Source organism: Bacteroidota bacterium, from assembly GCA_016194975.1.
In the GTDB taxonomy this organism is placed as follows: Bacteria; Bacteroidota; Bacteroidia; order Palsa-965; family Palsa-965.
Map to the genome: position 1 here is coordinate 104,927 of JACQAM010000005.1, position 20,688 is coordinate 125,614.

A 20,688-nucleotide genomic window follows, 5' to 3' on the forward strand; every position below is an offset into this window, starting at 1 on the left:
GCATGCCTAAGATGAAAACCAATTCCAGCGCGAAAAAACGTTTCGCTATTACTGGAACGGGTAAGATCAAAAGGAAACATGCTTTCAAACGTCACATTCTTACCAAGAAAGAGAAAACACGTAAACGTCGCCTGACGAATACAGGACTGGTTTCCAAACCCGACCTGAACAACGTGAAAGCTCTGCTTTGTATGTGAGAAAACGCAGAAAGTAGTTTATACTGGGTCAATCCGAAAAATTTATCCGATCAGAATGGTCGGACAATGTTAAACCCGGTTTTGCAGTACAAAGTTCACTCCGCTAAGTGACACTCAAAACCAAAACGAAAAAACAAAATGCCAAGATCAGTCAACAATGTAGCGTCGAGAGCTAAGAGGAAAAAATTCCTTAAGATGACGCGCGGCTACTGGGGTGCCAAAGGAAATGTTTGGACCGTAGCAAGAAACACACTCGAAAAAGGTCTCGTGTATGCCTACCGCGACCGCAAACAGAAAAAACGCAACTTCCGTTCCTTGTGGATCCAGCGCATCAACGCCGGAGTTCGCGAAGAAGGAATGTCCTATTCACAATTCATTGCAGCAGCCAATAAAAAAGGAATTACTCTCAACCGTAAAACTCTTGCTGATCTTGCGATGAATCACCCCGAAGCTTTTAAAGCAGTGGTGAGATCGGTAAAATAACACCACAGATTCGCACACATTAAATCCTCTCCGGAAATGGAGAGGATTTTTTTCTGTTTAAATTGTAGCGTTAGAAATTATTTTTTTTCTACTGTTTCTCTTCATTTTTTTTCTGCAGCCGCCGCTGAAAACTGCCTACTGCTTCCTCTTTATTCCACATCCCGTAGAAACCGTGGTCTTCACTTCAATATCTTTTCCGGCAACTAACGCAGTCATCGCATCCATGAGATAATGATGCTGCACGGCGCTTTCATCTTTCGGAGAATCGTCGATCGCTCCCTGGTAAACTAAATTTCCATCTTTATTAAAAAGAAAACATTCCGGTGTGCGTGTAGCGCCGAATGCATCAGCAAAAACAGAATTCACATCGAGCAGGTACGGTGTAAGAAACTTTTGCCTGCTGCCATAATCTTTCATTGCAGATTTTGAATCATCGCCGTCACGATAACCTTCATTGGAATTAATGATCACCATTCCTATTTCCAGTTTCTGAATATCGTGCTGCACCTTTGCAATTCTTTTTTCATTCGCGATCACGAACGGGCACGTGTTGCATGAAAACATAACGAGTAACCCGTTTTTCTTTTTCTGCGAATTCAGCGTGACCGGTTTATCATTCATCACGTTGATCAGCGTATCCTCTCCTTTCGGCATAGAAGTTCCGATAGAAATAGGAGTGATGTTTATTTTGATAAATGTGAATGCGGAAAGCGATGCCACCGCTGCGAGGAGGAAGATTGTTTTTTTCATTTTTAAGTTTTTATTATTGACGTTGAATTTTTTCCGAAATAAAGTATGGCCATTAAAATTCCCATTGTTCCATCTTCAATAATAGCAGCCATCATTCCCCATTTTCCGTGTCCCTGCGCATACAGCATGATCCAGAATGCAACAGCAATTAATTTTCCGATGGAACCGATGAAGAGAACAATTTTGTGTTTTGCCGGATCCATTGCTGCCATCCAGTAGGCAATTCCCATAATGAGCACCACGCTCCAGAAAAGATAATGGTACATCGCGAGATATGGAAATGTGTCCGACATATTCGGTGGAAATTTAAAAAATTCACGGAAGAAAAAAACCGGGGAAATGATCACCACCAGCGCCCCGCAGATATTGAACAGGGCGGCAAGAAAAAGTATAGCCCGTTGTTTTCCGAAAATGAATTTCATAGATCAGTCGAAAGAAAGAATGGATTCGCGGATAATCTGCACGCACTCCATTATTTGTTCTTCCGTGATGCAGAGCGGAGGAGCAAAACGGATGATGTCGCCGTGCGTAGGTTTCGCCAGCAATCCTTTCTCCATCATTTTAAGGCAAATGGTCCACACGTTGATACCGTCACTTTCCCCGATCACGATCGCATTGAACAATCCTTTTCCACGAACGAGTTTTATTCTTGAAGATTTTATTTTTTTCAATTCCTCCCGTAGAATTTTTCCGAGACGCTCGGAATTTTCCGCGAGCTTTTCATTCTTCAGAATATTCAGCGCAGCTATAGCCACTTTACAAGCGAGCGGATTTCCGCCGTAAGTCGATCCGTGTTCGCCGGGATTGATCGTGAGCATGATCTCATCATCAGCAAGAACAGCTGAAACAGGAATTGTTCCACCCGATAACGCTTTGCCGAGAACAAGAATATCGGGCCGAACATTTTCATGATCGCAAGCAAGCATTTTTCCTGTGCGTCCTAAACCACTCTGCACTTCATCGGCCACCATCAGCACATTGTATTTCGAACAGAGATCGCGTACTCCTTTGAGATACCCTTCGTCAGGAACAATAACTCCTGCTTCTCCCTGCACCGGTTCAAAGATAAATGCAGCGACAAACGGATCCAGGAAAGTTTTTTCCAGCACATCAAGGTCGTTGTATTTTAACACAACGTATCCCGGAACCAGCGGGCCGAATCCGCCATAAGAAGTGGGATCGGTTGAGGCTGAGATGGAAGAAATGGTTCTTCCGTGAAAATTATTTTCCACCCAAACGATCTTCGCCATGTTATCAGGAATATTTTTCACCTGGTAACCCCAGCGCCGCGAAAGTTTAACTGCAGTTTCCACGGCTTCAACGCCGGTATTCATTGGTAAAACTTTATCGTAACCGAAAAAATGCGTGATGAATTTTTCATATTCGCCCAATGAGTCGTTATAAAATGCGCGCGAGGTAAGCGTCAGTTTTTTTGATTGTTCGACAAGCGCAGAAATAATTTCCGGGTGACAATGACCCTGGTTAACGGCCGAATAGGCTGCGAGAAAATCGTAATATTTTTTTCCATTCACATCCCACACAAAAACGCCTTCACCTTTTGCAAGCACCACAGGGAGCGGATGATAATTGTGAGCGCCATACTGCGCTTCCATCGCCATCAATTCTTCGGAACGGGTTAATTTTTCAGCCACGGGATTCATGAAATTTCTGGATTTTTGAGAATGAAAATTGATAATGTAAAGATACGGTTTTCAAATTGACCTTTTCACTTATTGAATCCTGAATCTCCGAATCCTTACCTTCGCAAACCAATGAAGAATTTTAATTCGCAGGTTTTTGAAAAAGTAGAAATAACCGCTGCGGCGGCCGAAGGAAAATCACTCGCGCGTGTGGATAACCGCGTGATCTTTATTTCCAATGCTGTTCCCGGTGACATCGCAGACATACGAATCACGCGCAAGCAGAAAAAATTCTTCGAAGGAGTTGCAACAAATTTTCACCGGTATTCAGAAAAGCGCACTCCCCCACTCTGCAAACATTTCGGTTTATGCGGCGGTTGCAAATGGCAGCATCTCGATTACCAATGGCAATTACATTACAAACGGCAGCAAGTCATCGATGCATTCTCCCGCATTGGTAAAATTCAATTCCCGGAAGTGTTGCCCATCATCGGTTCAAAAGAAATTTACAATTACAGGAATCGTCTCGATTTTTCTTTTTCGAATAAAAAATGGTTGACCATCGAAGAAATAAACAGCGGAGAAACTTTCGACCGCAATGCGCTCGGCTTTCACATTCCCGGAACATTCGATAAAGTGCTCGATCTCGAGGAATGTCATTTGCAGGGAAATAATTCCGAACAGATCAGGAAGTTTGTACGTGAATTCTGTTCGGAAAAAAAATATTCTTTCTTCGACATACGCGCGCAGCACGGGCTCATGCGCACACTCACCATACGCACCGCACACACAGGAGAAATCATGGTGATCGTTCAGTTCTTTGAAAATGATCCGGAAAAAAGAGATGAACTGCTCTCCGCTATTGCAGAAAAATTTCCGCAGATCACTTCACTCATGTGGGTGGTGAATCCGAAAGGAAATGATACGTTCAACGATCTTTCCATACATACTTTTTCCGGACGCGATCATATTTTTGAGAAGATGCCCGACCGTTCCGCCCGACCGGACGAGCCATTCGGACGGGATACGGACGGGGAGGATCTTCAATTCAAGATCGGGCCAAAATCTTTTTATCAGACCAATTCTGCACAAGCTTATGAATTGTACAAAGTGGCGCGCGAATTTGCAGGGCTCACCGGGAAAGAAAATGTGTACGATCTCTACACCGGAACCGGAACGATCGCCTTGTTCATTGCAAAACTTGCGAAAAAAGTTACCGGCGTAGAATTAGTTCCCGCTGCGATCGCCGATGCAAAAGAAAATGCTGAATTGAATAATATTAAAAACACAAACTTCTTTGCTGCCGACATGAAAGACATTTTTACTTCTGCATTCATGGCAGAGAACGGAAAACCGGATGTGATCATCACCGATCCTCCGCGCACGGGCATGCACGAAGATGTGGTGCGCTGTATGGCAGATTCAGGAGCGGAAAAAGTTGTTTACGTGAGTTGCAATCCCGCTTCGCAGGCGCGCGATCTTGCTTTGCTCGATGAAAAATATTCCGTGGAAAAAGTTCAACCCGTCGATATGTTCCCGCAAACACATCACGTAGAAAATGTTTGTTTGCTTCGTAAACGTTAACAGTTTTCGGTTTGCTGTTTTCAGTTTTATCATTCATTGAGAAAAGCAACGGAAAACAGTAAACTAAATAACAATTCTCTCCCTGTACAAAAATTTATTCTGCGTGGAATCATACGGCCGATAGATGTAATAAACATATCCGTCGCGGATGTGGATCTGTTTCACATACGGATCTTCGATATGAAATTCTCCAATGACTTTTCCTGTTTTTATATCGATCTTCTTCAGCGAAATTTTTCCATCGTGTTCAAACTGGGCATAAATTTCGCCGGTCACTTCATCCTTGTACATTTTCCGGTCCCAGTCTTTCCAGTTCTTCGGGTGATGATAATCGATCTTCGAAGAGCCGATCACATTTTCGTTCTCGTCAAATAAAAAAAGCGAATCGGAATAATGATCGAAAACACAAACCGTATCGTGCACAACGAACGCGGGCGCATAAAGGGGCGTGTAATAAATGCTCTGCGGAAAACCGGTCATTGTTGCCGCAATAATCCTTTTATCGATCCCGGTGTACGCTTCCATTTTCCGTGCATACAACCTATCCTTCGGTTTTAAATAATCGAATTCCCAGTTGTATTGCGCAAGCAGGTCGGCATCCACAATGTAATGCATCAGTTGGATCATCGTGTCGCGCGGATCATACGCGTAATAAGAGAACGAAGGATAATCGCGATTGTAATTTGAAAATAATATTTGCGGGCCGAGCGTGTCCACACAGGGAAGAAAACGTTCGCAGAAATCTTTATAAGGCAGTGCAAGGAGCAGCACATTTCCCGGTGGCACGATTTTCACCCTGAAAGCGCTGTCCCTGCACATGACGTTGTAATGTCCCTGGTAATCTTTATAAAGCGAAATGGCTTCGCCCGGAACATTCATGCTTGAAATAATTTTATCTCTGTTCGTGAGCATCACTTTCGCCGCGTTAAGTGATTTTTCAAATGTGAGAAGCAAATAACTGGTGTCGCTGAGAATAGCATAATCCTCAATGAAAAAATGACGGCTGCCGATCACTGTATCCGGCCCGGAGCGAATGGGGATCTCATGAAGTACGATCAGTTGCGGTTCAAGAATAATGTCAAGGTGAAGTGTATCGCCGATCGCAGTTTTCAGAAGCGAAGAAGAAATAATTTTTGTTTCTGCTTTGTAACCGATCAGGCGAAAATTCAATTGGCTCCCGCTTTTGTAATCGATCAGAAGTGCATAGCGCCCATTCTTGTCTGAAGTTGTAAATCGCTTCGGGTCATTGCAGGTCACCACCACTCCCTGTAATTCTGAACTGTCTTTTACAGAAATTATTTTTCCGAGAACAAGTAACCTGTTATCCTGCGCGTGAATGAGAACAGAAAAAAATAATGCTGCCGCAAAAAGTAAACGCCGTGCCATACCTGCTTTTAAAGATAGACGTTGCAGGCCGATTATTCCACAACAAGGTATTTTCCGGTTAACAAGTGGCGGTAATTATTGAATGAATGGCTCCGGAATAAATCGCAAATCACAAAATCCAAATATATGATTGCTACTAAGAGGTGTTTAAATTTCATCCTTCTGTTTTGTTATGCCACCGTCGAAAGAATCCTATTATCACCCAAACATTCCGTAAGTTCAATAAGATTGTGTTTCATCAAAGGTTTACTCAGGCACGTGATCACATTCGGACATTTCATTTTGTAAAATACCTCCGATGGATTGAACATACTGGTGAGAATGGCGATGGATGTTCTTTGACGAACAGGTAGCGGCAAAGTTTGAAATTTCCGAACGAATTCTTCACCGTTCATACAGGGCATATTCAGGTCAAGAAGGATGAGTGATGGAACTTCATTGAATTTTCCCGACCGTCCCAGTTCTTCCAGGAATTCAAAGGCTTCGCGGGCACTGGTATATTCGAGAATCTCATTGGCAAAATCTGTTTGTTGCATAATTCTCGACGACACAAAATTGTCTATCTCATTATCATCAATAAGCATGATGCGTTCGATGGTATTGAAAACTTTTTCTTTTTTCATTTTCGTTTTATTGTTGACACAAAAGTACTTTCAACAAACTCCCGGGAAAACCCTAATCCCTTTTTTATAAAACAGATGTAAGGTTTTGCGGGAATCTGAATGATCATTCCGGCTATATTTGAAAAAAATGAGACGGTACATTCTTTGACGATGGAAAAAAATAATACGCAACCCAAACAACCGCTTCGTTTTTTCGATCTCACGATGATCGTTGTGAGTCTGGTGATCGGGATGGGAATTTTCAAAACGCCGGCAAGCGTTGCGAAGGTGGCCGATTCTTCCAATATTTTTTTTCTGGCATGGATCATTGGTGGAGTCGTTGCATTGAGCGGCGCACTTACGTTCGCGGAGATTGGTTCGCGTTTACCGGTGAGCGGCGGTTACTATCGTATTTTTTCTCATTGTTATCATCCTGCATTTGCTTTCATGCTCAACGGAACCATTCTTATTTCGAATGCCGCTTCTGTAGCAGGCGTTGCACTCATTGGTGCAGAATATATTACTCCGCACTTTCTTTACGAGGACTGGAATAAGGAAACCATTAATCTGGTAGTGGCAGTGAGCATGATCGTTATTTTTTTCGGGCTCAATCTTCTCGGGCTGAAAACAAGTTCGCGCACACAGAATGTGCTTACTGTTTTCAAATTAGTGGTGGTGACTGCACTCTGTTTCACAGTTTTTTTTCCTTCGAATGAAACAAAAACAGTGCAGGAAATAATTTCAACGGGGCCACACAGTTTTCTCAAATCGCTTGGCCTTTGTCTCATTCCCATTTCCTTCACTTATGGCGGATACCAGCAAACCATAAATTTCGGAGGAGAAGTGGAAAATGCGCCACGCATTATGCCGCGCGCTATCATTGCCGGTATGATCGTCGTAACGATTCTTTATCTCTCGATCAACTTTGCATACATGCACATCATTGGTTTCCATTCGCTGAAAAGTGCGGAAACTATTGGCCAGACTTTATCTGCAAAAATTCTCGGAAACATAGGCGGGAAAATATTTTCACTGTTGCTTTTTTTCTCCGTGCTCGCTTATGTCAATATCGGTTTGCTCTCGAATCCACGTGTAATCATGGCGATGAGCGAAGAAAAAACTTTGCCGGCATTTTTCAGTTACCATTCGAAAAAATTCAATGTCCCGGTGTGGTCGCTCGTTGCATTTACACTGGTAACGGTGATCGTTTTGTTCTTCGCTAAAACTTTTGATACGCTGGTAAATTATGTGATCTTCCTCGACTCCAGCGGATTTGTTTTTGCCGCAGCAACAATTTTTATTCTGCGTTACCGTAAAACGGGCGAAGAAAAAAAGATCTACAAGTTGTTCCTGTATCCTGTTCTGCCGGCGTTGTTCATTATTGCTTACCTGCTCATTGCTTTTTCGGTGGTGATGAAAGGATATATTTATCCGCTCTACGATATTCTCGTTTTTGTTTTTTTCCTGCTGCTTTATTTTGTTTTCAATTTCCGGAAAAGAAAGTGAGGCGTACTCGCGATGTATTTTAGAGATGCCCTTCAATTATATTTTTGCAATGCAATGAGCTGAAATTTTCATTGAAATTGACACATTCACCCATTAGCACATCGGCAAATTGTACTTATTTTCGCACCTCAATCTTACACTATGAGTTACGACGTCATTATCATCGGAAGCGGCCCCGGCGGATATGTTACTGCCATTCGTGCATCTCAACTCGGACTGAAAACTGCCGTGGTGGAAAAAGCAGAACTCGGCGGAATTTGTCTCAACTGGGGATGCATTCCTACCAAAGCTCTTCTGAAAAGTGCGCAGGTTTTTGAATATTTAAAACATGCATCTGATTATGGTGTGAATGTGCAGGGCGGAACAGCCGATTTTTCTGCGGTGGTAAAACGCAGCCGCGATGTGGCCGGTGGAATGAGCAAAGGCGTTCAGTTCCTGATGAAGAAAAATAAAATTGATGTGATCGTTGGAACGGCGAAAGTTGCTGCAGGTAAAAAAGTAAACGTTACTTCTGGAGAAAAAACCACCACCTACGAAGCAAAAAATATAATCATCGCTACGGGCGCCCGCTCACGTGAGCTGCCGAATTTAAAACAGGATGGAAAAAAAATAATCGGTTATCGTGAAGCGATGATATTGCCTGCACTTCCGAAATCAATGGTCGTTGTCGGATCAGGCGCTATCGGTGTGGAGTTCGCTTATTTCTATGCAGCAATGGGAACAAAAGTTACCGTAGTAGAATTCATGCCGAATGTTGTTCCCATCGAAGACGAAGAAGTTTCGAAACAATTAGAACGTTCGTTCAAAAAATCGGGAATAGAAATAATGACGAATGCCGGCGTGGAAAGTGTGGACACCAGCGGCGCAGGTTGCAAAGTGAAAGTGAAAACGAAGGACGGAGAAAAAAATATTGAATGCGATATTGTTCTTTCTGCAGTGGGAATCACTTCGAATATTGAAAACATTGGATTGGAAGATGTGGGCATTGCCACTGACAAAGGAAAAATTCTCGTCGGAAAATATTATGAGACTAATATTCCCGGCTACTTCGCTATTGGCGATGTCATAGGCACACAGGCGCTCGCGCACGTGGCCAGCGCAGAAGGAATTACCTGCGTTGAAAAAATTGTCGGGCTCGATCCTGAAGGAATCGATTATAAAAATATTCCGGGCTGCACGTATTGTCAGCCGGAAATTGCTTCCGTAGGTTACACGGAAAAAGCTGCGAAAGAAGCCGGATTTGAATTGAAGATCGGTAAGTTTCCATTTTCTGCTTCCGGCAAAGCAAAAGCTGCAGGAAGCGCCGATGGTTTCATCAAGTTAATTTTCGATGCAAAATACGGCGAACTCCTCGGCGCACACATGATCGGTGCAAATGTTACGGAGATGATCGCGGAAATTGTTGCGATCCGCAAATTAGAAACCACCGGGCACGAATTGATCAAAACAATTCATCCGCACCCGACGATGTCTGAAGGAATAATGGAAGCGGCAGCTGCGGCCTATGGAGAAGTGATTCATTTGTAGGGCATCTCTAATAACTTCGAACTGCTGCGTTGGGCTACGTCCTCAAAATCCTCATTTACGAATAGTAAATTCCGGTTTTTCGGGCTTGCCCGCTGTAAATCGTCAGCATAATGTGGACTGAATTTAGTCAAAAGTAAGAGAGTGTTTACAGGGAGCTTACAAAGGGTCTGAATTGTTCTTGAAAATTTAATCTATTCCTCTACATATCTCACAGAGAACATTTCGCCTTTCCACCATTCAGCAGGGTGGATCGTGATAACATGTTTATGTTGGAAATGGTCATTAAACGCTGTGGCATAATCGTGGTTATAATTATTCCATTCAATTTTTTCCACATAAAATAATTTTTCCATTCCATTAATCGAAAGCGTTATGGTTCGTTTTCTATAAATAACGGTTGCCTGTTCTTTACTTTGAATGTCAATATATTTTGGCATTGCAATAGGGAATTTTAAATCATAAGCAGCTCCTTCTTCAGGTTGAATGCGTTTCACAATCTTCATTCTACCTATGAGACAATCCATGTTGACCGTATCCCTCTCAAGCATTTCAATCGTTTTTAAATCGAAAGTATCATGGACAAATTTTTTCGTCATTACCTGACTACTGATAGCAGCATCAGTTACGAGCAGTACATTATTCTCGAATTTAAGATTTCTCGTCATGCCACCATAAAACAGGGAATCAGTTTTGATCTTGAAAGCATATGCATAATTAAACTCGCAGGGATATTGGAACATCCAAATGGTATCGCCTTTTATGAGCCAGTTTTCTGTTCCTAGTACTGTTTGTTCATTTGCGTCAAGATTGTTGCTTTCATTGCTATGGTCTATTACAACTTCATTACATGTCCAATATCCTTGAAGATTATTTATAGTAATACCGGTCTGAATACTATCATTCATTTGTTTTTCCACATGATTTTTCTTGGCTGATTGCACACACGAAAAAATCGATGCAAAGAGAAGAAAAGGTAATAATAGTTTAAGTGAACTATTCATTTGCTATAGAATTTGTGCTGTCTTTTTCTAATGAAATTTATCTCTCTATTATTTAGAAAGCTATTTTTTCAAACCAGTTTTCGAAGCTTCATTTTTACCAGCGGTTGACGGATCATCAGGAGTATCACCTCCTCTTTCTTTTGCCGCATCAAATACATTTTTCACATAATTAACCCATCCAGAAGCTGGTAGACTAGGTCCTCCCCGAACTTCAAACTGAGCAAGTTTGTAGTCCTTGTCACCTGGTTTATTTTGCACGTTTCTGACACCCTGAGAAGCGCTAATACTAGCATCATGTGATGGTGTTAATTTATCTGTTCCCCCTATAATACTTACAAGCCAATCGTAAATCTTTGGACCAAAAGTGGCAATCTTTGGCTTTGTTCCAACCTTATTAAAAAACAAAGTACTTTCTCTTGTAAGCTTAATTGGCTTCCATCGGTCATAATCCCAATAAATAGGATAGTCTTTCAATTCGCTAGCACTTGGTTTTGTACTTGGATTGGTTTTTTCTGCTTTTTTCTGATTTAATATTTCTAGACGCCTAATATTAATTGGCCCCTCAATTTCCTTCATTATTGGATTGTTTTTATCATTCACAATGGCGTTGAATAAAGTCTTTTCATCAGCACTTAGCAAGTCTTTATACATGGAGGCGAAATTGGTTCTCGCCATCAGGTGAAAAGCAGCTTTAGAATAAACTGCTTTGTCCGAATTTCTAGAATACATTTCCTCTGTCTGGCCTTCATAAATATAATTCAATATCACTTCTAAAAAACCTATCAGATTTTGAAAAAGGCTTTTGTTTAATAAATTTTCAAATACTGTTTTGGGTTTATTCTTTAGAGCTGAGCCGTCATAAGCAGCATTAAAAATTTTGTATGCTGGGTCACTGAATTTTTTAGCATATGCTGCCCCATAATGTTTTGTCAATACGTCACTATATTGTGAAAGTGGAATTGATTCTGAAGCCTGAATTTTTGCATACCAGAGAGGATCTACAATTTTAACTACGAGGCTCCGGTTAGTAGAAGTAAGATACTTAAGATTCTTGGTGTCAAATGGCCATTTACGGATTGATTGCCCTTTTGCTTTGTCAACACCTCCCAAAGCTTTTATAATAATTGGATCAGTAATCTCCGTAGAGTTACTTATTGTCTGGGTCATTTTGACAGCATCATCTATTCGCATTTTCAATTCATCCCAATCCCGAAACCATTTGGGCGTTTCAAATTCCACAAAGCCTCCGTGTTCTGCTTGCAACTCAATTGCTGTCTGTTCTGATTCCGGTAGATATTGTTGCCTCATTAATTTGACGTGTCCATTTTGAAAGGTGGCATCTTTATCCAGATGTATCTTCAACGGAGTACCATCCTTATTTAAATATGTAAACTCATACATCTCTGGATTGTACTCGCCTGATTTTAGTTTAAGGTCTTTAGCATTATTTTTTATTGGTTTAAAAATCAATTGTCCGGCAACAAAAGGTGTACCAATGATTGTCTTTTTATCTACCTGAGCTTTGAACTGTCGCTCTTGGGTAAATTCAGATGGTTTTGTCGTATCAATAATTGTAACAGTAGTTTTTCCACCTTTTCCAACAGTTGTTTCTTTCCATTTTTCCTTTTTTGCAACCTTCATAAATTTGACAATGCCATCTTGAAAATTGCCATCTTCATCAAGATGCACGTTCACTTGCTTGTTATTTGTATCATAATATCCAAACTCAAAAGTATTCGGATTAAACTTACCCTTCATATCAGGATCAGAACCATTGTTCATCTCCGCAATAAGTTTCAATTGTCCTTTTTGTACTGGTTTACCTTTAATTATTGGTTTTAGAACTCTGTAAACTTTTAGGAATTGAGGTTTTTTGCTAATATCAGCACCTGTGTCTTCCTTCATATATAATGGGGCATCAGCTTCAACAAAGACATTTCCTGCACTTCTAGCTGGTCCTCCATGAGTCCCTACCGCAAGATAAGATGGTTGGTCTCCCCCCGCCTCATTGTGAGGGTCTTCATCGAAAGTTGTACTGGTTTCGCCAAACTTACGCGGGAGTAATTTTTGATCAGGAGCACCAGTATTATTAATTGCATAGATTTTATTCTCGGTCTGAAACTCAAATTTCATCGAGCGCTGAATCTTTCTCTTCACATTTCCTTTATGCTGTAATGTGTGCGTTAGCTCATGAGCCAACAATTTCTTTCCTGCTTCAGATTCAGTATCAAATTTCCCATCACCGAAATAAATGTCCTGACCATGAGTGAAAGCCTTGGCATTTATTTCTTCCGACATTTCCTTCGACTGTGCATTATCATGTATTCGTACATCTGACAAATCTGCTCCCATGTGTTCTTCCAACTCTCCCTTCGTTGATTCATCAAGTTTCTGTCCCTGCCCTTTTGTTCCCTGCAACTGCTGGTCGAATTCGTTCGAGGTTTCCATTCCACCGCCTTCCCCTTTTCTTGAAACTTCAGGGATGTGATGTGAAAGAATATGCTGAGTGTGCTTCGCGTTACCGTGCATAAATGAATCCGCCATTTCGTCCGCCTGCATTTCCGATTCATCTCCCGGATGGGAAATTTCCAGTTTCGCATGGATAGAATAGCCATGCTGAAAATTCGGATTCGCGCGGAAGTTTGAGGTCTGCGAGATCATATCATCCAATTGCCGCATCACTTTATCGTAATCGAATTTTCCATAAACCTTTTTCGCAAAAGTGTTGTCAACCCCGTTTCCCTTTCGGGAAAGTTTTTTCTTTTGTTCGTCCTCGTATTTGCGTATCCGTTTTCCGCCTTTCATGATGCAGGGATTTTTCTTATTAGAAATTTTTGCGTTGTTCGTATCCTACACCGAAACGTCTTGCCGCATCCTGCGGAACCATTTCGTCGGTACAGATGTCATATTTGCGACTTGTCTTTTTGAATTCATCTTTCATTGCTTCTTCGAGTAATTCAAAAGTGATTGTTTCAGTTTCTTTTTCCATCGCTTCAATCACACCATCTGAAACGACATTGTAAATACTTCCGCCCGTAAGTTGATAGTTCTTTGCGAGTTTTTCTGTCAGACCATTTTCAAAAACATACGGTTCAAAAAGAGCGTTATTCCAGATTCTCAAACGTTCAGGATAATCCGGGAATGTGAAAGTGACAATCAGCCGTATTCTGCGTTGAAATCCCTTGTCAAAATATTGCGTGAGATTCTGAACGTTCGTAGCAAGAACAATTATTCCGGTGAATTCTTCAACTTTTTGCAGTAAAAACGATTGAAGATTATTCGCATGCTGATCGTGCGAATCGCTTACTTCCGTTCGTTTGCTGAAAATTGCTTCCGCTTCGTCAAAGAATAAAATGCAGGGTTGTTTATCAAAACGGTCAAAAACTTTTTCAAGATTTTTTTCCGTTTCACCAATATACTTGCTTACCATCTGTGCAAAATTTATTTTGTACACCGGTAAACCAAATTCATTTCCGACCGCTTCCGCCGTATGACTTTTTCCCGTTCCCGGATCCCCGCTGAAAATGCTGATGAAATTGTTACGCACTTTCCTGTTCTTGTTTATCTCCCACAGTTTTTTCATGTGCTTGGTGAAATTGCCAAGCTTTGCAATTTCCCAACGTGTTTTTTCTCCGAGCATTACATCTGCCATAGTATGTGTTGCTATGCTTCTGCGTGCCGGAAAACCTTGCTCTCCATCCAATCGCGGTGACTCGCCGTGAAGAAGTGTTGCGAGAAACTGGTCATTGAAAATAATTTCATTATCAAGAAATACTGAATTCGGATGTTGTGGTGTCGGCGAGATAAAACTGCTTGTAAAAATGCGTTGTTTGTTATGAAAATAACTTGCGTAATACGATCTCGATTCCTGATCTTTTCCGGCAAGCAGAAAAAGTGCGGTGCGAACCGTTGGATGAAAAATTGCCGAACCCTCTTTGAAAAATCCGCCTGTATAATTTTTCCACTGTGGGTCATTTGCCGCCTGCGCGAGCGGATCAATTATTTCGGGAGCGAAATTTGCGGCAAAGGCAAGATTGAACAGCACCCGGTCAGTATCAGTAAGCGCATGCTCAGCTATCAGTTTTCCGTAAGAAGAATTTGGATCAAGAGGAGGTAGAGGAAGAAATGCTGGTGCTGAAGGTTGCATCATATTCTGAATGCAACGTAAAAGCCAATTCAATTCACCGTTGATGCATTGGAAGTTGACCGGATTGCCGGAGATAGGTGACTTATCCATTGATTTCGTTTTGAGTTACAGCTACAAGTTTTTTACAAAGTATCATTTTAAAAAAGACAGCAAGAGCGACGGTGTGTCATCGTCGCTCTTGGCAATGCGGATTGTTCTTCGGGAGAACTGAAACAACATATCCTATCGGACCCTATGATTTATTTTTTTCTGAATCTGTAGTTAATTTAGGAAGTGAAAGATATTCATTTCGAAGACCTTTGTCAAGTCGTTTTTTATGGATTATTAAATATTTCCTGCTGCAATTATTTCAGTTTACGCGGGTAAAATTTAGTTGTCAGGGTTCCTCCCTGTTCGGATATTTGACAATGACATGAATTGACTGATTCTGGTTGTCGTTTTTAGATATGGCGACGTATGTATTCTCGACATTGAAATTAGCTGTGCCGAAGATTTGTTGACTTGCATATTGAGCGCACCATCGAAAATCCCCTTTCTTGCCCGCCTTGCATTTCTGTGTTTTTAGAGATGCCCTGTAGAATGATTTTGATTTTCATTATTCCCATTAGAGCGCACCGATTAATCTATGATGGCGGGCTGTAATTTAACCCTCACGAATAACGTCTTTCTCGCTTGTATTTCCTATACTTGTATATACGATCCTAAAACAAACTCCGATGAAAAAACTTTTTACTTTCCTGGCCGCATCGTTCGCTGTATGCTCATTCAATGCAGTTCATGCGCAACTACAAAACGGCTCGGTCGCACCCGATTGGACGCTGACCGATATCAATGGCATTTCTCATCATCTTTATTCTGATCTCGATTCCGGCTACACCGTTTACATTGATGTTTCCGCTACCTGGTGCGGGCCTTGCTGGAATTATCATAATTCAGGAGCGCTCGATCAGTTGTGGGCAGCGCACGGACCTGTGAATGGCCCGGGAGTGAGCGCAGCAACTACCGGCGATGTGAAAGTTTATTTCATAGAAGGAGATGGAACAACCAACAGCGCAGATCTTAACGGAACAGGAACCAATACACAAGGCAACTGGGTAGCCGGAGTTTATTTTCCTATCATCGATCCTCCTGCTGCGATCATTTCCGGATTCAACACTAATTATTCCATCGCATACTTTCCTACGATCTACATGATCTGTCCCGATCGTGTTCTCACCGAAGTAGGACAACAGAATGCAACAGGATTATATGCAGCACACGGAAATTGTTCCATCGCTACTACAACATCCGATGTAGAAGTGGTAACACCTCTCGTTTACACAACGCCGCTTGCAATGTGCGACAGTGTTAAACCTACTTTCCGTCTCACCAACATAGGAACAGACACACTTACATCGCTCACGTTGACTTACAAAATGGATGGCGTTACGCAGCGTGTCGTGAACTGGACCGGTAGTTTGCCTACTTATCATTATGTGACACTTTCAAATATTAATGTTGGTGCATCTTCTCCCGGAAGTCACGTGATCACTTTGGTTACTTCAAATCCGAATGGAAATTTAGATCCTACTTCTTCGAATAATACGGCGAGTGTTGGATGCGCGCTCTACCCTTCTCCTGCAGTAAGTCCGATCACAGAAGATTTTGAAACGTCAGGAATTCCATCCACTTGGGGAATCGTCAATCAGGGCACGATGAATACGTGGGGAAATTCGAATGTAGGTTACAGTTCTACCAAGAGTGCAAAACTTACCTGGTTCGGTTCCGCTTCGGGGGATAATGATTATTTGTATATGGATCCGCAGGATTTCTCGAGCACAGCTTCACCTGTTCTCACATTTGAAGTTGCGTATTGCCAGATTTCAGGTAACAATGATAAATTATCAGTTGAAGTTTCTCTCAATTGCGGAACATCGTGGTCGCCAAAATATATCCGCACAGGAGCTACACTATCAACCACCACCGCTCATTCTGCATCGTGGACACCTACCACCACAGCAGAATGGAGAATGGAAACCATCAACCTCAATACACTTGGAGGAATGTCGAATGTGTGGATCCGTTTCAAAGGAACTTCAGATGCGGGCAATAATCTTTACCTCGACAATATTAATATCGCTCCATCTGCAATTGACGAGAATCATCTTGTTACCTCGATGAATATTTTCCCGAATCCGGCTAACGATAATTCTACAATCAATTTCGGAATGAAAGAATCCGGTAATGTAAAAATCGAGATTACAAATGAACTCGGACAAGTGATCTCCTCCGAAGATCTCGGAACTATTTCTTCCGGCGATCATTATCATGAACTGAACACCTCTTCTTTAAACGATGGAATTTATTTCATCTCCATCGTCACTTCCAATGGATCTACCACACAAAAGCTGTCGGTTAGTCATTAGAAATAAATTTCAGGATCACATAAATTTCAAAGCCCACCGATTAATTGGTGGGCTTTGATCTTGTATGCGTGGCGAGTACATAATTATGCGTTCCGAAGCCCTCGTTATGCGTGGCGAGGCCATAATTATGCGTTCCGAAGGCATCGTGATGCGTGGCGAGGCCATAATTATGCCTTCCGAAGCCCTCGCGATGCGTGGCGAGGCCATAATTATGCCTTCCGAAGCCCTCGCGATGCGTGGCGAGGGCATAATTATGCGTTCCGAAGGCATAATTCAAACAAAGCAGTTCTGCGCGGAGCAGAAAATAAATTACCAAACGTTTATCGGGTGGTTTTCGCGGGAGAAAAAAACTTCGTCCGGGAATTTTGTGGCGCTCAACGTGAAAGATGATGCGTGATCGGAAGAAAAAATTATCTCTTCGCGGGCTCGCACGATGGCGCGCGCAACTCCGCTATTTTTTTATTCCTTCCCCGGTTCGTGCAAAATGAACAACATCAATCCCGAAGAATGACTGGCCGATGTGCTGGAAAAATTACCGGAAACAAAATCATCGCAACTCTACACGCTGCTGCCGAATCATTGGCAGTCTGCGCAAAAGAAGTAAATTTATTCTATGCAACAAAGACGTGGTTCACCGGGGGGATACTATACTCCAATGCGCTCAATTGTTCACGGCGTAAGTATTGATTGCCCTTATTGTTGTCACTTCATAAATAACGTATTCGGGAAAGACGTGCCAGAGATGAATGAAATATTAACCGTTATTCAAGATCATGTAAGAGAAGAAAGAAATAAGATTTAAACGATGATTTCTATTAAAGACTCAATTACTAAATTCAAATCTTTGAACATTAAACCTTACGTGGACGGGCAAGATGTAAAGGTTTTTCAACAATACTTTCTTGAGCAATACATGCACGCATTTGGACATAATGTGTTGCCCTTCATGTTTACTGAACAAAAGCTTTTCGATTCATATTTCAGACTACGAAGACTGGATGAAATTAAAAATCTAAATGCAATTAGTGAATATGGACATCCGTCAGTTGCAGATTGCAAAAGGATTGGCAGAGCAAATTTGCCTTTTAATCCAGTATTCTACTGTTCGCATTTCCCTAAGATCGCCGTTGAAGAAATGAAAAAATGGAACGGATTGGGAAAAAAATATGCTTTAGCCAAATGGACGAAGAGAGCAAAATTTACAACGTTTAAGCATATGCCAACTTTTAGTAGTCGTCCAGAATTCAGGCAACACGCTGTTAGTATAGTGAATAAAAACGTGTCTGGAAAGCAGGATGATCGTGATAATATGCTTGAATTTTTGCTTTTTCTCGGGGACGAATTTCTTTCTGAAAATGACTATTCTGTGTCAGCAAGTTTTGCTCATCAATTAATATACAATGGACAAATAGATGTGTTAAGCTATCCAAGTGTAATTGATCTGTCGGGAATTAATTTTGCGTTTTCGCCACGTGTTTTCGCGGAAAAAAAACTTGTTTTAGATCGCGTTTATATAATCGAACCTAAGTCTGGAAATGACATTACAATATTACGTGTAGGAATTTTTGGCAACAATACTCCATACTGGTATAACGTTGGGGAACTTGACAGACAGGGGGAAATAATCATGACTATGTATTCAGATTTCTCAGGAGCTAAAAAAGTGGAATAAACATCACTGAAATGTCAGGAAGAAAAGTATGAAATAAATATTTTCTTGTCATAAGGTATCCCCCCAGTGAACCACGTCTTGTTTGAATCATTTCTGCAATTTACGCTTGCGAGTTCTAAAAAGCAAGCAAATGAATTCAGAAAAAAAAATCACGCGCAGCAAAGAAGAAATTCTTTCACTCGTTGGGCAGTAGCAGCAGAGCGGAAAAAGCAAGAAGCAATTCGCGCAAGAGCAGAAAATAAATTACCAGACATTTATCGGGTGGACGAGTCCGAAAAAAAACAAGAAAGAAGAATCATCTTTCATTCCGCTCACAGTGAATGCCGTTTCGCAAAAACCATTTGCTGAAATTCATTTCAGGACACCCGCCTGCGCATTGGCTTTCGCTTCGGCAGGCGGGGATTCGCATCGGCTGTTCACAGATTAAACTGCCTATGCTTTCTGCATACTGTGCCCCTACTGCATCTGCCGCTGAAAACTGCCTTCTAATCCTTACCTTTATATTCTAAAATTTTACCAATGAAAACTGTGCTGAATTCCATTGAAGAAGCCATTGCGGAGATCAAAGCCGGGAAAGTGGTGATCGTTGTTGACGATGAGGATCGTGAGAACGAAGGCGATTTTATTGCAGCTGCACAACATGTTACTCCCGAAGTGATCAATTTTTTTGCTACGCACGGGCGCGGGCTCATCTGCGCATCCATCACCGACGAGCGCGCAGATGAACTCGGACTTGAATTAATGGTGAGTGAAAATTCTTCTGCTTATGAAACTTCATTCACCGTTTCCATCGATCTGAAAGGTCATGGATGCACCACAGGAATTTCTGCTCACGATCGTTCTAAAACAATTAAAGCGCTCATCGATCCTTCCATCAAACCGGAAGAATTCGGAAAGCCCGGACACATTTTTCCATTGCGTGCGAAAAAAGAAGGAGTGCTTCGCCGGGCAGGACATACTGAAGCGACGATTGATCTCGCGCGCATGGCCGGGTTCGAACCTGCAGGAGCGCTCGTGGAGATCATGAATGAAGACGGAAGCATGGCACGTTTACCCGAGTTGCTGGAGATCGCTAAAAAATTTCAGCTGAAAATTATTTCCATTAAAGATCTTATCGAATACCGCCTCCGCACAGAAAGCAACATCAGTAAAGAAGTGGAAATAGAATTGCCAACTGAGTTCGGTGATTTTAAAATGGTTGCTTACACTCATCTTCCAACCGGGCAACCGCATCTCGCGATCTACAAAGGAGAATGGAAAAAAAATGAACCGGTCCTCGTGCGCGTGCACAGTTCCTGCATGACGGGAGATATTTTCGGATCGTGCCGGTGTGATTGCGGCCCGCAGTTGCACAAGGCGATGGACTTAATTCAGAAAGAAGGAAAAGGCCTCATCGTTTACATGAACCAGGAAGGAAGAGGTATCGGGCTGCTGAATAAATTGAAAGCTTACAAATTGCAGGAAGAAGGAAGAGACACTGTGGAAGCAAATACTGATCTTGGTTTCCGCGCCGATGAAAGAGATTATGGCGTGGGCGCACAGATTATCCGCGATCTCGGCATTACCAAATTAAAATTAATGACGAATAATCCGACGAAACGTGTTGGGCTTCTCGGTTACGGATTGGAGATCGTAGAAAATATTCCGCTGGAGATCCGATCGAATAAATACAATCGCCTTTATCTCGAAACAAAAAGAGACAAACTCGGGCATGTGCTGAAACTGGATGAAATGGATTGAAAATTTGAGATTCGAAATTCTTTTGGAGTTCGTCCCAAAATATATTTT

Annotated in this window: 18 protein-coding genes; 9 read left to right on the plus strand and 9 right to left on the minus strand. The window is 41.9% G+C overall.

Annotated elements, in window-relative coordinates; genetic code table 11:
• The first annotated feature begins 2 nt into the window (after positions 1-2).
• Together rpmI and rplT are read left to right on the plus strand one after the other, a co-directional pair.
• Positions 3-197 (plus strand): 50S ribosomal protein L35, encoded by a 195-nt coding sequence (gene rpmI / locus HY064_03455; GenBank protein MBI3509695.1) that lies wholly within the window; start codon positions 3-5, stop codon positions 195-197.
• Between the two features lie 138 nt (positions 198-335).
• A complete protein-coding gene (gene rplT, locus HY064_03460; protein MBI3509696.1) occupies positions 336-680 on the plus strand; it encodes a 50S ribosomal protein L20 in 345 nt (114 codons plus the stop codon).
• Positions 681-815: 135 nt separating this feature from the next.
• Here the strand turns inward: rplT and HY064_03465 are convergent, their stop codons facing one another.
• From HY064_03465 to rocD, 3 genes are read right to left on the minus strand one after another with little or no spacing between them, the layout of a single operon-like run.
• Positions 816-1,430, minus strand: coding sequence for a redoxin family protein (locus HY064_03465; GenBank protein MBI3509697.1), 615 nt, complete (start codon positions 1,428-1,430; stop codon positions 816-818).
• 2 nt (positions 1,431-1,432) lie between these two features.
• Positions 1,433-1,852, minus strand: coding sequence for a hypothetical protein (locus HY064_03470; GenBank protein MBI3509698.1), 420 nt, complete (start codon positions 1,850-1,852; stop codon positions 1,433-1,435).
• Positions 1,853-1,855: 3 nt separating this feature from the next.
• The gene (gene rocD / locus HY064_03475) at positions 1,856-3,091 is read right to left on the minus strand and encodes an ornithine--oxo-acid transaminase (protein MBI3509699.1); all 1,236 of its coding nucleotides are present in this window, start codon (positions 3,089-3,091) and stop codon (positions 1,856-1,858) included.
• 111 nt (positions 3,092-3,202) lie between these two features.
• Here rocD and rlmD point away from each other — a divergent pair, with 111 nt between their 5' ends.
• A complete protein-coding gene (gene rlmD, locus HY064_03480; GenBank protein ID MBI3509700.1) occupies positions 3,203-4,654 on the plus strand; it encodes a 23S rRNA (uracil(1939)-C(5))-methyltransferase RlmD in 1,452 nt (483 codons plus the stop codon).
• 63 nt (positions 4,655-4,717) lie between these two features.
• On the opposite strand, the gene HY064_03485 is transcribed toward rlmD, so the two are convergent.
• Positions 4,718-6,040, minus strand: a complete 1,323-nt coding sequence (locus HY064_03485; protein ID MBI3509701.1) for a hypothetical protein — start codon at positions 6,038-6,040, stop codon at positions 4,718-4,720.
• Positions 6,041-6,210: 170 nt separating this feature from the next.
• Positions 6,211-6,663, minus strand: coding sequence for a response regulator (locus HY064_03490; GenBank protein ID MBI3509702.1), 453 nt, complete (start codon positions 6,661-6,663; stop codon positions 6,211-6,213).
• 150 nt (positions 6,664-6,813) lie between these two features.
• Between HY064_03490 and HY064_03495 the strand changes: the two genes are divergently transcribed.
• Together HY064_03495 and lpdA are read left to right on the plus strand one after the other, a co-directional pair.
• Positions 6,814-8,148 (plus strand): APC family permease, encoded by a 1,335-nt coding sequence (locus tag HY064_03495; GenBank protein ID MBI3509703.1) that lies wholly within the window; start codon positions 6,814-6,816, stop codon positions 8,146-8,148.
• Between the two features lie 141 nt (positions 8,149-8,289).
• Positions 8,290-9,675, plus strand: a complete 1,386-nt coding sequence (gene lpdA, locus HY064_03500) for a dihydrolipoyl dehydrogenase (GenBank protein ID MBI3509704.1) — start codon at positions 8,290-8,292, stop codon at positions 9,673-9,675.
• Between the two features lie 191 nt (positions 9,676-9,866).
• On the opposite strand, the gene HY064_03505 is transcribed toward lpdA, so the two are convergent.
• Genes HY064_03505 through HY064_03515 form a run of 3 tightly spaced genes read right to left on the minus strand, consistent with a single transcriptional unit; the run spans position 9,867 to position 14,913 of the window.
• Positions 9,867-10,676, minus strand: a complete 810-nt coding sequence (locus tag HY064_03505; protein MBI3509705.1) for a hypothetical protein — start codon at positions 10,674-10,676, stop codon at positions 9,867-9,869.
• 60 nt (positions 10,677-10,736) lie between these two features.
• Positions 10,737-13,481: a DUF4157 domain-containing protein gene (locus HY064_03510; protein MBI3509706.1), complete on the minus strand. Its 2,745-nt coding sequence runs from the start codon at positions 13,479-13,481 to the stop codon at positions 10,737-10,739.
• 19 nt (positions 13,482-13,500) lie between these two features.
• Positions 13,501-14,913 (minus strand): ATP-binding protein, encoded by a 1,413-nt coding sequence (locus HY064_03515; protein MBI3509707.1) that lies wholly within the window; start codon positions 14,911-14,913, stop codon positions 13,501-13,503.
• 626 nt (positions 14,914-15,539) lie between these two features.
• Here HY064_03515 and HY064_03520 point away from each other — a divergent pair.
• Complete coding sequence (locus HY064_03520) at positions 15,540-17,228, plus strand: T9SS type A sorting domain-containing protein (protein MBI3509708.1); 1,689 nt, start codon at positions 15,540-15,542, stop codon at positions 17,226-17,228.
• Between the two features lie 40 nt (positions 17,229-17,268).
• Here the strand turns inward: HY064_03520 and HY064_03525 are convergent, their stop codons facing one another.
• Positions 17,269-17,544, minus strand: coding sequence for a hypothetical protein (locus HY064_03525; GenBank protein ID MBI3509709.1), 276 nt, complete (start codon positions 17,542-17,544; stop codon positions 17,269-17,271).
• 528 nt (positions 17,545-18,072) lie between these two features.
• Between HY064_03525 and HY064_03530 the strand changes: the two genes are divergently transcribed.
• The 3 genes from HY064_03530 to HY064_03540 all read left to right on the plus strand — a co-directional run bounded on the left by HY064_03530 (position 18,073) and on the right by HY064_03540 (position 20,640).
• On the plus strand, positions 18,073-18,900 hold the full coding sequence (locus tag HY064_03530; GenBank protein ID MBI3509710.1) for an RES domain-containing protein: 828 nt from the start codon (positions 18,073-18,075) through the stop codon (positions 18,898-18,900).
• A gap of 66 nt (positions 18,901-18,966) precedes the next feature.
• Positions 18,967-19,248, plus strand: coding sequence for a hypothetical protein (locus HY064_03535; GenBank protein ID MBI3509711.1), 282 nt, complete (start codon positions 18,967-18,969; stop codon positions 19,246-19,248).
• A gap of 180 nt (positions 19,249-19,428) precedes the next feature.
• Positions 19,429-20,640, plus strand: coding sequence for a bifunctional 3,4-dihydroxy-2-butanone-4-phosphate synthase/GTP cyclohydrolase II (locus tag HY064_03540; GenBank protein MBI3509712.1), 1,212 nt, complete (start codon positions 19,429-19,431; stop codon positions 20,638-20,640).
• Positions 20,641-20,688 lie beyond the last annotated feature (48 nt).

What these genes read in the sequence shown, in the direction of transcription:
- HY064_03470 (MBI3509698.1), bottom strand. Translation starts at nt 1,852, where the DNA reads ATGAAATTCATTTTCGGAAAACAACGGGCTATACTTTTTCTTGCCGCC.
- HY064_03485 (MBI3509701.1), bottom strand. Translation starts at nt 6,040, where the DNA reads ATGGCACGGCGTTTACTTTTTGCGGCAGCATTATTTTTTTCTGTTCTC.
- HY064_03505 (MBI3509705.1), bottom strand. Translation starts at nt 10,676, where the DNA reads ATGAATAGTTCACTTAAACTATTATTACCTTTTCTTCTCTTTGCATCG.
- HY064_03515 (MBI3509707.1), bottom strand. Translation starts at nt 14,913, where the DNA reads ATGGATAAGTCACCTATCTCCGGCAATCCGGTCAACTTCCAATGCATC.
- rocD (MBI3509699.1), bottom strand. Translation starts at nt 3,091, where the DNA reads ATGAATCCCGTGGCTGAAAAATTAACCCGTTCCGAAGAATTGATGGCG.
- HY064_03465 (MBI3509697.1), bottom strand. Translation starts at nt 1,430, where the DNA reads ATGAAAAAAACAATCTTCCTCCTCGCAGCGGTGGCATCGCTTTCCGCA.
- HY064_03490 (MBI3509702.1), bottom strand. Translation starts at nt 6,663, where the DNA reads ATGAAAAAAGAAAAAGTTTTCAATACCATCGAACGCATCATGCTTATT.
- rlmD (MBI3509700.1), top strand. Translation starts at nt 3,203, where the DNA reads ATGAAGAATTTTAATTCGCAGGTTTTTGAAAAAGTAGAAATAACCGCT.
- rpmI (MBI3509695.1), top strand. Translation starts at nt 3, where the DNA reads ATGCCTAAGATGAAAACCAATTCCAGCGCGAAAAAACGTTTCGCTATT.
- HY064_03495 (MBI3509703.1), top strand. Translation starts at nt 6,814, where the DNA reads ATGGAAAAAAATAATACGCAACCCAAACAACCGCTTCGTTTTTTCGAT.
- lpdA (MBI3509704.1), top strand. Translation starts at nt 8,290, where the DNA reads ATGAGTTACGACGTCATTATCATCGGAAGCGGCCCCGGCGGATATGTT.
- HY064_03520 (MBI3509708.1), top strand. Translation starts at nt 15,540, where the DNA reads ATGAAAAAACTTTTTACTTTCCTGGCCGCATCGTTCGCTGTATGCTCA.
- HY064_03510 (MBI3509706.1), bottom strand. Translation starts at nt 13,481, where the DNA reads ATGAAAGGCGGAAAACGGATACGCAAATACGAGGACGAACAAAAGAAA.
- rplT (MBI3509696.1), top strand. Translation starts at nt 336, where the DNA reads ATGCCAAGATCAGTCAACAATGTAGCGTCGAGAGCTAAGAGGAAAAAA.